Source organism: Pseudomonas reidholzensis (assembly GCF_900536025.1).
Classification (GTDB): Bacteria; Pseudomonadota; Gammaproteobacteria; order Pseudomonadales; family Pseudomonadaceae; genus Aquipseudomonas; species Aquipseudomonas reidholzensis.
Genome location: NZ_UNOZ01000017.1, coordinates 205,014 through 216,812, shown reverse-complemented (window position 1 = coordinate 216,812; position 11,799 = coordinate 205,014). Strand labels below are relative to the sequence as shown.

The window sequence follows — 11,799 nt, the reverse complement described above, 5'->3', positions numbered from 1 at the left end:
CCCGATTTCGAATTGGCTGTCAGGAGATAGGTGGGACGAGAAATGAAAACCGGACACGCTTGCTAATGATTTTCAAAAATATTTTCACTTAGAACGGCGCGGCCCGATCAAGGTCAGCCACGGGCCGTAGCTTTCAAGCTCGACCGGCAGCGTCTCCGCCAGTGCCGCCAGGGCCTGCTGCGGCTGGTCGAGCGGGAATACCCCTTGTACGCGCAGGTCACGGATCGTCGGTGCCAGGCGGATATAGCCGCGCTGATAAGGGCGCAGGGCGTCGATGACCGCGTGCAGTGGCTCATCGAGCACCTCCAGCTTGCCGTCGAGCCAGGCGGCGCGTTGCTGCTGTTCGCCGCCCAGGCGCTCGATGCCGCTGGGCCGCAACAGCGCGGCCTGGCCTTGTTGCAGGTCCTGATGGCGGCCATCGACAAGGCTCGCACGCACGCTGTGCTCGAGCACCACGACCCGCGTTGCGGCGGGCTCCTGGCTGACCAGAAAACGCGTACCCAAGGCCTCGACCTGGCCTTGCGCGGTGCGCACGCGCAACGGCCGACGCGGGTCACTGGCGACCTGGATCAGCAGCTCACCGTGGCGCAGGACCACCAGGCGTTGCTGGCTATCGAACAGCAGGTCGACGGCACTGGCGCTGTTCAGGCTCAGGCGGCTGCCGTCGTCGAGGGTGTAGGTGCGCCGTTGGCCGGCGGCGGTGTGCAGGTCGGCCAGCCAGGCCTGGGCGCTGTCACTGCGCCAGCCGGCCCACAGGCCGCCACCGAGCAGGCCGAGGCCGGCCAGGCTGCGCAGCACGTCGCGGCGCGAGCGGGTTGGTTGCAGCAACAACCGACGGGCCTCGCCGGCCTGGCCGGGGGCGCGCTGGTCGAGCGCGCGCAAGGCTGCGCAGGGGCGGCCGAGGCGCTGCTGCAGCCTATCCCAGGCCTGCTGGTGGCGCGGGTCCTGGCCCAGCCAGTGCTCCAGGCGGCGCAGCAATGCGGCATCGGGGGTGCGCGCGTTGAGTTCGACCATCCAGTCGATGGCCTGCTCGGTGACGCTGTCCAGCGGGTGGCTGCTCATGGTTGCAGCTCGCTCAGGTAGCACTGGCGCAGGGCTTGTTTCATGTAGCGGCTGACGGTGCGTTCGGACAGCTCGAGCTTGGCGGCGATGTCGACGTAGCTCATGCCGTCGAGCTGGCTGTAGAGGAAGGCGGTCTTGACGATCACGGGCAAGCCGTCGAGCACCTGGTCGATGCTCACCAAAGCTTCGATCAGCAGCAGCTGTTCTTCTGCCGAGGGGGCGACCTGCTCCGGCAGGTGGCCGAGGCGCTCGAGGTAGGCGAGCTCGAGTTGCCGGCGGCGGTGGCGGTCGAAGATCAGCCGGCGGGCGATGGTCGAGAGGTAGGCGCGGGGTTGCTCGATGCTGTCGGGGTCGACGCGGGCACCGAGCATCTGGCAGAACGCTTCGGCTGCGGTGTCTTCGGCATCGGCGCGGTTGCGCAGGCGTTTGTGGATGTGTTGGAGCAGCCAGCGGTGGTGGTCGCTGAAGAAGAAGCCCAGCTTGCGGGTCGAGGTGCTGTCCAACGCCTGGTATCCGGTGTGAGTGTGAATCGTTCTCAATGGTAGCTGGGTCGTTTGGGGTATCGCAATGGGGGGGATGAATTGGTGGGGTACGGTGGGGGGGGCGGGGGGGGACTGGGCTGGCATCCCCGTGCGGTGGAATGGGTGGGCTTATCCATTGGGTGTGGCGCGGCCACTGGCCCCTTCCGCCCTTACGGCGGGTCACTTTTGGCAAACGCCCCAAAAGTAACCAAAAGGTCTTGGCTCCTGCATCCGGCCCTCCGCTGCGCTACGGGTTCCCTCACTCCGGCCTTGCTCCCGCGAGGACCGGGCTGTACGGGCCTTCCTGGCCCGCAGCCCTTGCCGGCCTTCCTGGCCGTCACCTCGCTCCGCAAGACCTCCGTTCGGCCTCCTGAAGTCGCGGTAGATCAAGATCACACGCCAGATCAAGGGCCAGATCAAGATCGAGATCAAGGGCCAGGGCAACGGCAACGGCTGGCGAATCGCTGCGCTCTCGCTGGTTTATGAGAGCAGTACCGCGTGGTAGCGCCAGGATTTGTGTTTGCCGCTCTGGCCCCGCGATGGCGGTGAGCTGTTGCTATCAGGCGACGGCCTCGGCGTGGGCAAACAGGCGCTGGCCCACTTGCCGAGCCTGGGCCAGGTTGGCCTGGTTGTCTTGGCTTTCGCTGTTGGCGAGCAGGGTCGAGCCGAGCACCCGCGCGCCGCAGTAGTCGAAGATGCCATGTTCGATCTGGGTCGCCATGGCGTGGCCGTAACCGTGCCGTTCGAAGGTAGCGGCGTCGGCCCCGGCGACACCGACCAGGTGCACCGGCAGGCCGTCGAGCTTTTTGATCAGCTTGCCATCGGCGTGGTAGTCGAACGCCCAACCGTTGCTGAATACCCGCTCGACCCAGCCCTTGAGCAGCGCTGGCAAGGACCACCAGTAGATCGGGTAGACCAGCACCAGCGCGTCGGCGCGTTCGATACGCGCTTGCTCGGCCAGGACATCAGCGGGCGGTGAGCCGAGGCGGCGGTGCACGGCATGGTCGGCGAGGCTGAAGCGCGGGTCGAAGGCTTCTTTGCCCAGGTCGGCGATTTCGCTGCTGTGGCCGGCGCTGGCCAAGCCTTCGGCGACCTGCTGGGCTAGGGCATGGGTGAGGGAGTCGGGGTCGTGGTGGCCGATGACGATCAAGGCTTTCATGCGGGACGCTCCAGGGAGGGGTGCGGGATAGCCATGAGGGCTATATACTCAAGGTAAGTTACCGTTGGTAAGTTACTTTTGGTAGGTAGTCGATGTCAAGCGATGACAAATCCCCCCCACGTAAACGCCTGTCGCGTGAAGAGCGGCGCCGGCAGTTGCTCGACATGGCCTGGCAGATGGTCCGCGAGGAAGGCACCGACGCCTTGAGCCTGGGGCGTCTGGCCGAGCAGGCGGGGGTCACCAAGCCGGTGGTCTATGACCATTTCGAGACGCGCATGGGGTTGTTGGTGGCGCTGTATCAGGAGTACGACGCGCGCCAGACGGCCATGCTCGATACGGCCTTGGCGTGCGCCGAGGCCACGCTTGAAAGCCGTGCGAGGGTGATTGCCGAGGCCTATGTCGATTGCGTCATGACCCAGGGGCGGGAGATTCCTGGGGTGAGCGCGGCGTTGGCCGGCTCGCCGGAAATGGAGGCGCTCAAGCGGGCGTATGAGGGGCCGTTTCTGGAGAAGTGCCGGCTGGCCCTGGCGCCGTTCGCAGCGCGTGGTGATGTCGGGGCGGCGGGGTTGCGGGTGTTGCTGGGGGCGGCGGAGGCGTTGTCATTGGCCGCGGCAGGTGGCGAGCTCGACGCCATCGAGGCCAAGCAGGAGTTGCAGGCGACCATCGTGGCGATGGTCGGACGTCATTGAATCAGGCACGCCGGCCTCACACCGGCAGGCTCTGGTAAGGCTGCTCATCCCCCGGGCTGTGCTCGAACTGGCGCTTGTATTCGCGGCTGAACTGCGAGGTGCTCTGGTACCCGACCCGGTGCGCCGTCTGCGCCACGCCCAGGCCTTCACCGATCAGCATCTGCTGTGCCTTGAGCAGGCGCAGGCGCTTGAGGTATTGCATCGGCGCCATGTCGGTACAGCGCTTGAAGTGCTCGTGGAAGGTCGACACGCTCATGTTCGCGCAACTGGCCAGCGCCTCCACGCTCAACGGCTCGGCATAATGCTCGCGCAAGTACGCCAGCGCCGCGCCGATCCGGGCAAAGTGCCCCTGCTGCTCGACCAGCGCCCGCAACACCCCGGCCTGCGGCCCACGCAGGGCGGTGTAGAGCACCTCGCGCACCCGCGCCGGGCCGAGCACCTTGGCATCCAGCGGATCCTGCAGGCACTGCAGCAGCCGCTCGACGCTCTCGCGCATCGGCGCATCGAGTGCCGCGGAGGTCATCGACTGCGGCGTCTGCGCCTGCACCTCGGCATCCGGTGCCAGGGCCATGTGCTGCACCAGCTCGCTCAGCACCGTGCGGTCGATGTCCACCGCCACGCCCAGCAGCGGCGCCTCGGCGGTGGCGAAGGTCTCGCACATGAACGGCACCGACAGTGCCTGCACCAGGTAATGGCCGGCGCCGTACTCCAGCGTGCGCGGGCCCAGCCGCGCCAGTTTGCTGCCCTGGGCAAGGATCATCAGGCTCGGTTCGTAGATCTGTGGGCTGCTGGCCACGTAGTGATCCCAGCTCAGCACCTGCACCTGCGCCAGGTGCGTGGGGACGAACCCAGGGCGCGTGGCCAGGCTGCGGATCAGCGAGCAGAGCGGGGCATTGGCGTCGACGTGGCGGGTGAGCTGCATGAGGGACCAGAGCAGAGAATCAGACACTGGCATTCTCGCAGATTGAACGTCCAGCGCCAGGTGCAAGATCACAGGTTCGGAGAATCAGGCATGCATGCCGGAGAATCTACGGTGGTGACGACAGGCGAGGATCTGGAAAATACGCAGCCTGAATCGTTTCACTTTACTGAGAGGTCTCGCATGTATACCGCCATCGGTTACGCCGCCCACACCCCGACCAGCCCGCTGGTGCCCATGACCTTCGAGCGCCGCAGCCCGCGTGCCGACGACGTCGCCATCGAGATCCTGTACTGCGGCGTCTGCCACTCCGACATCCACCAGGCGCGTAACGAGTGGGGCATCGCCGTGTACCCGCTGATGCCGGGCCACGAGATCGTCGGCCGGGTGACCGCGGTCGGTGCCAAGGTCAGCCAGCACAAGGTCGGTGACCTGGTGGGCGTGGGCTGCATGGTCGACTCGTGCCGCCACTGTGAAGCCTGCGCCAAGGACCTGGAGCAGTACTGCCTCGAAGGCCCAACCATGACCTATGCTACCCCCGACCGCGTCGACGGCAGCAACACCATGGGCGGCTACTCCAACAGCATCGTCGTCAGCGAGCACTTCGTCCTGCGCATCCCCCAGGGCCTGGACCCGGCCAGCGCCGCGCCGATCCTCTGCGCCGGTATCACCACCTACTCGCCGCTCAAGCACCACGGCGTCGGCCCTGGCCACAAGGTGGGCATTCTCGGCATGGGCGGCCTGGGCCATATGGGCATCAAGTTCGCCAAGGCGCTGGGCGCCGAAGTGACCCTGTTCACCCGCTCTGCGGCCAAGGCTGAAGAAGCCCGTCGCCAGGGCGCCGACCATGTGATCGTGTCCACCGATGCCGAGCAGATGCGTGCGGCGGCGGGGCGCTTCGACTTCCTGCTCGACACCATTCCGGTGCAGCACGACCTGAATCCGTACCTGGAAACCCTGACCTTCGACGGTGTGCACATTCTGGTAGGCCTGATCGAGCCGGTCGAACCACCGGTGCATGCGGCCAACCTGGTGATGAAACGTCGGGTGCTCGCTGGCTCGCTGATCGGCGGCATCGCCGAGACCCAGGAAGTGCTGGATTTCTGCGCCGAGCATGGGATCACTTGCGATATCGAGATGCTCGATATCCGCAATATCAACCAGGCGTATGAGCGGATGATCGTGGGTGACGTGAAGTACCGCTTCGTGATCGACATGGCCACCCTGAAGGGCTGAAGCACTGTCCAGCGGGGGCCGTACCGCCCCCTTCGCGGGCAAGCCCGCTCCTACAGGGACCGCGCAAATCTCCACAACAGCGCTATCCCTGTGGGAGCGGGCTTGCCCCGCGAAGAGGCCGGTGCTGGCCTCACGCTCATGACTGGCTAGCCGCTTACCAGGCCAGTGGCTTGTCCAAGCCTTTCCAGAACAACCAACGGCGCACTTCGCCATGCTCGCCGGTACCGATCTGCCAGTCTGGCCGGCCACTGTCCAGGGCGATCACCGAAATGAACCCGGCATAGCTGGCCGCCACCAACGTGCGGCCATCGGCGCTGATGTCCATGGCGCTGATGGTCGAGCCGAGGTAATGCTGCCAGTGCTCGCTGCCGTCCTCGGCAAACGCCCGCAGGTACCCATGGGCATCGCCAATGATGTATTCACCCTCACGCGCCACCCCGGCATAGACCCGCGCGCCATCCTCCACCAATGGAGTGCGCGGATCGTCGCTGTAGTACTCGGTGTCCAGCCCAGGCAGGTCCGCGGTTTTTACCCCGAGCGTGCCGCCGTTGTAGAAGTGGCAGGCGTTGAGCAGCAGGTGGTCTCCACGCCGGTTGAACAGGGCAAAGTGCGGATACTCGCCACCCGGGCCGATCTCGGCCACCCGTTGCAGGTGTTCGTCGAAGACCAGATGGCGGGTGCACTGGTCGCCAACGGCGATCAGCCGGCCATCGGCAGACACCGCGCCATGCTCCATGGACAGGCCCAGGGCAATGTCGTCCGGGTCTATCCCTTCGACCAGGTCCTCGAGGATCGACTGCTCGTCACGCAACAGCCGCGTCGCCCCGTCGCTGGCCAGGACGAAGATCCCTTCGCTGCTGACCAGCAGCACCCGCTGGCCATCCGGAAACGGCACCAGGCTGGTGGGCGTCGGTGGCAGGTCGAACGGTTCGAACGGATACCCCGGCGGCAGCCCTTCGAGGCCATGCGGCCAGGCCAGCCGGGCAACCTGCGGGCCGCCCCAGCCATCGGTGATGCGCACGCACTCGGCGTTGGCCAAGGCGAAGTAACGGCGCTGTGGGCAGCGGCCGAAATGCTCGACGCCAATCACCGGGGTCACGCTGCGACCCTCGATGCGCACCACCTGGCCTTTGTCGTAGGGCATGCCGATGCGTGCCAGCAGGCTGCCGTCGTCGAGCAGCAGGACGTTGGCAATGCCTTGCCCGTGCTGCTCGAGCAGTGGCAGCAGTGGCTGGTGCGCAGGCGGCCAGGCCGCACGAAAGGCCTGGCATTGCGGCTCGTCGATACCCGGCTGATTGATGGCCTGCAGGGCGGCCTGCCAGGCCGGCAGCAGGTGTTCGGTGGTGGGCGCCGCAGGCTCCTCGAGGTTGTCCCAGCCGTGTGCGCGGCCTTGCGCGACGTAGTGGTTGATGGCCTGTGCATAGGCGCTGACGGCCTGCTGCCACTGTTGCTGGGCGTGCTGCTTGTCCATGGGCGGATCGGGCTCCTTGTTCCGCGGTCTGTCATAAAGAACGCGCATGGTACTCCGCTTGCACCGCGGTTGTGAGGCCCGGGCTTGGCGCGTACCATGCCGGCATCCTTTCAATAATATCTGTCCGCACCCGCCAGAGCGCCCTCGCGCTGGTCGGCTTGTGCGTCGTCGTCCTTTTTCTGGAGTTGCACCCCGTATCCATGAATGGTCCCATCCCTACATCCATGCCCACGTCCGTGGGCGGCGGCAGTTGGCTGAGCGTGATCGCGCTGGCCCTGGCGGCGTTCATCTTCAATACCACCGAGTTCGTGCCGGTGGCGCTGCTCAGCGACATCGGCCACAGTTTCGACATGAGCACCGCCCAGGTCGGCCTGATGCTGACCATCTATGCCTGGGTGGTGGCGCTGGCATCGCTGCCGATGATGCTGCTGACGCGCAACGTCGAGCGGCGGCGGCTGCTGATGTTCGTGTTCATCGTGTTCGTCGTCAGCCACCTGCTGTCGTGGATGGCGCAGAGCTTCGCCATGCTGCTGGTCAGCCGTATCGGCATCGCCTTGTCGCATGCGGTGTTCTGGTCGATCACGGCGTCGCTGGCGGTGCGCGTGGCGCCGCCTGGGCAGCAGTCCAAGGCGCTGGGGCTGCTGGCCACCGGCACGACCCTGGCGATGGTCCTGGGCATCCCGCTGGGGCGCGTGGTGGGTGAGGCGCTGGGCTGGCGGGTGACGTTCCTGTGCATCGGCGGCGTGGCGCTGGCGACCATGCTCTGCCTGATGAAGTCGTTGCCGCTGTTGCCGAGCCAGAACTCCGGCTCGTTGCGCAGCCTGCCGGTGCTGTTCAAGCGCCCGGCGCTGGTCATCACCTACCTGCTGGTGACGCTGGTGATCACCGCGCAGTTCACCGCCTACAGCTACATCGAGCCGTTTGCCCTGCATGTGGCGCAGATCGGCGGCGAGCGCACCACCTTGCTGTTGCTGCTGTTCGGTGGCGCCGGGGTGCTTGGCTCGGTGCTGTTCAGCCGCTACAACGACCGCTTCCCGCAGGTGTTCCTGGTCGGCTCGATCGGCTGCCTGGCGGCGTGCCTGTTGTTGCTGTTGCCGCTGTCGGGCACCTTCAGCCTGTTTGCCGTGCTGAGCATGTTCTGGGGCGTGGCGATCCTCAGCTTCAGCCTGGCGCTGCAATCCAAGACCCTCAAGCTCGCCTCGGATGCGACCGATGTGGCCATGGCGCTGTTCTCCGGGATCTACAACATCGGCATTGGCGGCGGGGCCCTGCTGGGCAGCATCGTCAGCAGCCAGACGGGCGTGGCCAATATCGGCCTGGTCGGCGGCGCGGTCGCGGTGCTGGGGCTGGTGATCGCCGTGGCCAGCACCCGGCGCTTTCGTGAAGCGGCGGTGACTGCACCGGGGCCTGTCTGAGTTGCTGGCGCTGACGCCATCGCCTCAGCGCAACAGCGCTGACCAGGCTGACGCGATCAGCAGCCACGCCAACACCTGATTGAACCGCCGCAGCCGTTGCGGCGACTGCAACCAGCGGGCGCTGCCCACCCCGAGCAGCGCCCAGGCGGTCATGCACGGCAGGGCGATCAGCAAGAAGATCAGCGCCAGGTGCCACACCGGCTGGCCTGGCGCGGCGAACACGCCGATCACCGCCACCGCCATCAACCACACCTTGGGGTTGATGATCTGCAACGACGCCGCGCTCAGCGGCCCGAAGCCCTGTCGCTCGGCTGCCTGCAACGGCTCGCCCGCCGCGCGCAGCAGTTGCCAGCCCAGCCAGCTCAGCCACAGCACGCCCAGCCAGCTCATCAGCTGTTGCGCCAGCGGGTGGCGCAGCAGTACCTCGGCCAGCCCCAAACCCACCCCCCAGACCATCGCCGCAGCGGCCAGGCAGGCTGCCAGGATCGGCGCCACGCTGGCGCGCAGGCCACGGCGGGCGCCATGCGCCAGGATCAACAGGTTGGTCGGCCCGGGGCTGATACTGGCCACCAGGGCGAACAGGACAAAGGGCAACAGGGACTGCGGCATGGCAAACGACTCCACTCGATCGGAGCCCCATGCTCGCCGTTGGCGGCGGCCTAGTCTGGAAGCTTTGAGCAACGGCGTCGGTAATCGGCGGGGGTCAATTGATAGGCCCGGCGGAACCAGCGACCCAGGTGGCTCTGATCGGCAAAACCGAGCGCGGCGGCGACCTCGGCCGGGGTCTCGCCGCGCGCCAGCCGTTGCCGGGCACGGGCCACCCGCAGTTGGATCAGGTAAGCATGCGGGGCCAGGCCAAAGGCGGCCTTGAAGGCACGCGTGAGGCGGAACCGGTCGACCCCGCAGGCCTGGGCCAGGTCGTTGAGGCCGATGTCCTGGTGCAGGTGGGCATGCAGGTAATCACGCGCCACCTGCGCTGTCAGCGGCAGGCGTGGGTCGGGGTTGAGCCGTTTGCGCCAGTGCAGGTGCTGGGTCAGGCAGGCCAGCAGGTCGTCCAGGGCGGTCTGGCGGACGATGCGCAGGTGCTCGCCGTGCAGCGCCTGAAACGCTCGGTAGGTCGCGCCGCTGAGGCCGGCGTCGCGGCTCAGGGTGGCGGCGAAGCTGGGCAGGCCATCGCTCGGTGCCTGCTCGAACAGGGCGCGCAGTTCAGCCTCCAGCCAGTTCGGGTCGAGGTACAGGGTCGAGTAGGTAAAGCCGTCCGCGGTCGGCGCGTGACCATCGTGGAGCTCGCCAGGCTCGAGCAGAAACACCTCACCCGGTGTACTGAGGTGGCGCGCGCGCCGGCAGTGAAACTGCTGCACGCCTTGTTCGGTGACGCCCACCAGGTAGCTGTCGTGCCAATGCGGGTCGTAGGCATGGCCGGTGAAATGCGCCCGCACCGACTCGATGCCGGTGTCGGCGTCCTGGCAGAGGTCGATCCAGTTGCTCATGGCGACGGTCGCATGGGGAGGGTGGTTACTGTAGCGCACGGCTGGCCGTCAGGTTTAGAACGAATGTGCAGTGGGTCTCCGGGGATTTTCGCCATTCCTTTGAAAGTGTTGCTGGATTTGGGCGGTTTTCCCGCAGCTGAAGCGCGTTAAGATGCGCGTCACCTCTCTACTCCCAAGGAATTCTTCGATGGACACCGTTGCCCTGGCCAAGCGCCGCTACACCACCAAAGCCTACGATGCCAGCCGGCGCATTCCCCAGGCGACCGTCGATACCTTGCTCGAGCAACTGCGCCACAGCCCGTCGTCGGTCAACTCGCAGCCCTGGCATTTCATCGTTGCCGACACCGAAGAAGGCAAGGCGCGCCTGGCCAAGAGCACCGAAGCCTTCGCCTACAACACCGCAAAAATCCTCAATGCGTCGCATGTGATCGTGTTTGCCGCACGTACCGAGATGCCCGATGCCCACCTGCACGCGGTGCTCGAGCAGGAAGCCAGCGACGGCCGTTACCGCAACGAGCAGGCCCAGCAGACGCAGGACCAGACTCGCCGCTTCTACGTCGACCTGCACCGCTTCGACCAGAAGGACCTGCAGCACTGGATGGAGAAGCAGACCTACCTGGCGCTTGGCACCGCGCTGCTCGGCGCTGCCGCGCTGGACCTCGACGCCACGCCGATCGAAGGCTTCGACAGCAAGGCCCTGGATGCCGAGCTGGGCCTGCGCGAACGTGGCTTCACCAGCGTCGTGCTGCTCAGCCTGGGTTACCGCAGCCCGGATGACTTCAATGCCGGCCTGAGCAAGTCGCGCCTGCCGGCCGCGAACGTGTTCACCTTCCTCTGAGGTTGCCGCTCAGCGCTGGCAGGTCGGGTCGAGCAGCGGCGTCAGGCGTTCGCTCAAGGCCTCGACCAAGGCGCTGACCTTCGGCAGATGGCCGCGGCTGCGGCGCCACGCCAGGTGGATCGGCAGGCCTTCGCTGGTGAAGCCTGGCAGCACCTGCACCAGCGTGCCCTCGTCGAGCTGGCGCTGCACCAGCCAGGTCGGCAGTTGGGCGATACCGTGCCCGGCCATGATCGCCATGGCCTGGCCCTCACCGTCGCCAATCGCCAGCCGACCGGGCATCGCCTTCATCTCATCGACGCCTTGCCGGCTGCCGGCAAAGTGCAGGTCGGGGGTGCTGCCGTCGGCGCAGGCGTACAGCACGCAACCGAGCGCCCGCAACGCCTGCTCGTCGCCCGGCGTGCCGTGCGCGGCGAGGTAGCCCGGTGACGCGCAGAACACCAGGCGCTGGCTGCCCAGGTAGCGATGTTCGATGCCCGGCGCCCAGCCGTGTGGCCCGCCGATGCGCACGACGATATCGATGGCGTCTTCGGCCAGGTCGACGAAGCGGTCGGACAGGGTAATGTGCGGCTGCAGGCGCGGATGACGCTGGGCAAACGCCAGCACCGCCGGTAGTGCGTGCAGGCGGCCGAAGCTGGCCGGCAGGTCGATGCGCAGCTTGCCGCAGGGCTCCTTCTGCTCATCGTGCAGCGCCAGCTCCGCTTCTTCGATATCGGCCAGCACGCGGGTGCAGGTGCGGTAGTAGCGCGTGCCGGCATCGCTGAGCAGCAGGCGGCGGGTGGTGCGTTCGAACAAGCGCACCTGCAGGCGTTTTTCCAGGCGGGCCACGCCCTTGCTCACGGCCGAGCTGGTCAGGTGCATGCGCTCGGCGGCTGCAACGAAACTGCCGGCGTTGGCCACGTTGACGAAGAAGTCGATGTCTTTCAGGTGTTCGGATACCGGCATGGCGCACTCGTGATTGCTGAACAGGGTTCATCTGATTGCGGAAAAACCACCCGTAAT

12 protein-coding genes are annotated in these 11,799 nt (G+C 66.6%); 4 read left to right on the top strand and 8 right to left on the bottom strand.

Annotation, left to right across the window (positions count from 1 at the left end):
* Positions 1-84 precede the first annotated feature (84 nt).
* The 3 genes from CCOS865_RS13305 to CCOS865_RS13295 form a co-directional block, all read right to left on the bottom strand.
* A complete protein-coding gene (locus CCOS865_RS13305; RefSeq protein WP_119141485.1) occupies positions 85-1,062 on the bottom strand; it encodes a FecR family protein in 978 nt (325 codons plus the stop codon).
* A complete protein-coding gene (locus CCOS865_RS13300; RefSeq protein ID WP_119141484.1) occupies positions 1,059-1,565 on the bottom strand; it encodes a sigma-70 family RNA polymerase sigma factor in 507 nt (168 codons plus the stop codon). Before CCOS865_RS13300 ends, CCOS865_RS13305 begins: the two co-directional genes overlap by 4 nt.
* Positions 1,566-2,142: 577 nt before the next feature.
* Complete coding sequence (locus tag CCOS865_RS13295; RefSeq protein WP_119141482.1) at positions 2,143-2,742, bottom strand: NAD(P)H-dependent oxidoreductase; 600 nt, start codon at positions 2,740-2,742, stop codon at positions 2,143-2,145.
* 92 nt (positions 2,743-2,834) lie between these two features.
* Between CCOS865_RS13295 and CCOS865_RS13290 the strand changes: the two genes are divergently transcribed.
* On the top strand, positions 2,835-3,431 hold the full coding sequence (locus tag CCOS865_RS13290; RefSeq protein WP_119141480.1) for a TetR/AcrR family transcriptional regulator: 597 nt from the start codon (positions 2,835-2,837) through the stop codon (positions 3,429-3,431).
* A gap of 16 nt (positions 3,432-3,447) precedes the next feature.
* On the opposite strand, the gene CCOS865_RS13285 is transcribed toward CCOS865_RS13290, so the two are convergent.
* Complete coding sequence (locus CCOS865_RS13285; RefSeq protein ID WP_119141479.1) at positions 3,448-4,353, bottom strand: AraC family transcriptional regulator; 906 nt, start codon at positions 4,351-4,353, stop codon at positions 3,448-3,450.
* A gap of 180 nt (positions 4,354-4,533) precedes the next feature.
* Between CCOS865_RS13285 and CCOS865_RS13280 the strand changes: the two genes are divergently transcribed.
* A complete protein-coding gene (locus tag CCOS865_RS13280; RefSeq protein ID WP_119141477.1) occupies positions 4,534-5,586 on the top strand; it encodes an NAD(P)-dependent alcohol dehydrogenase in 1,053 nt (350 codons plus the stop codon).
* Positions 5,587-5,740: 154 nt separating this feature from the next.
* Here the strand turns inward: CCOS865_RS13280 and CCOS865_RS13275 are convergent, their stop codons facing one another.
* On the bottom strand, positions 5,741-7,057 hold the full coding sequence (locus CCOS865_RS13275; RefSeq protein ID WP_119141476.1) for a PQQ-binding-like beta-propeller repeat protein: 1,317 nt from the start codon (positions 7,055-7,057) through the stop codon (positions 5,741-5,743).
* Between the two features lie 200 nt (positions 7,058-7,257).
* On the opposite strand from CCOS865_RS13275, the gene CCOS865_RS13270 reads away from it, so the two are divergent.
* Positions 7,258-8,472 carry a sugar transporter gene (locus CCOS865_RS13270; RefSeq protein WP_119141474.1) on the top strand — a complete coding sequence of 405 codons (1,215 nt, stop codon included), beginning with the start codon at positions 7,258-7,260 and terminating at the stop codon, positions 8,470-8,472.
* A gap of 24 nt (positions 8,473-8,496) precedes the next feature.
* Here the strand turns inward: CCOS865_RS13270 and CCOS865_RS13265 are convergent, their stop codons facing one another.
* Positions 8,497-9,081, bottom strand: a complete 585-nt coding sequence (locus CCOS865_RS13265; protein ID WP_119141472.1) for a LysE family translocator — start codon at positions 9,079-9,081, stop codon at positions 8,497-8,499.
* A gap of 50 nt (positions 9,082-9,131) precedes the next feature.
* Positions 9,132-9,962: an AraC family transcriptional regulator gene (locus CCOS865_RS13260; protein WP_119141470.1), complete on the bottom strand. Its 831-nt coding sequence runs from the start codon at positions 9,960-9,962 to the stop codon at positions 9,132-9,134.
* Positions 9,963-10,149: 187 nt separating this feature from the next.
* Here CCOS865_RS13260 and nfsB point away from each other — a divergent pair, with 187 nt between their 5' ends.
* Positions 10,150-10,800, top strand: a complete 651-nt coding sequence (gene nfsB, locus CCOS865_RS13255; RefSeq protein WP_119141468.1) for an oxygen-insensitive NAD(P)H nitroreductase — start codon at positions 10,150-10,152, stop codon at positions 10,798-10,800.
* Positions 10,801-10,809: 9 nt separating this feature from the next.
* On the opposite strand, the gene CCOS865_RS13250 is transcribed toward nfsB, so the two are convergent.
* Entirely contained in the window at positions 10,810-11,742 is a 933-nt protein-coding gene (locus CCOS865_RS13250; RefSeq protein WP_119141466.1) for a LysR family transcriptional regulator, read from the bottom strand.
* Between the last annotated feature and the right edge of the window lie 57 nt (positions 11,743-11,799).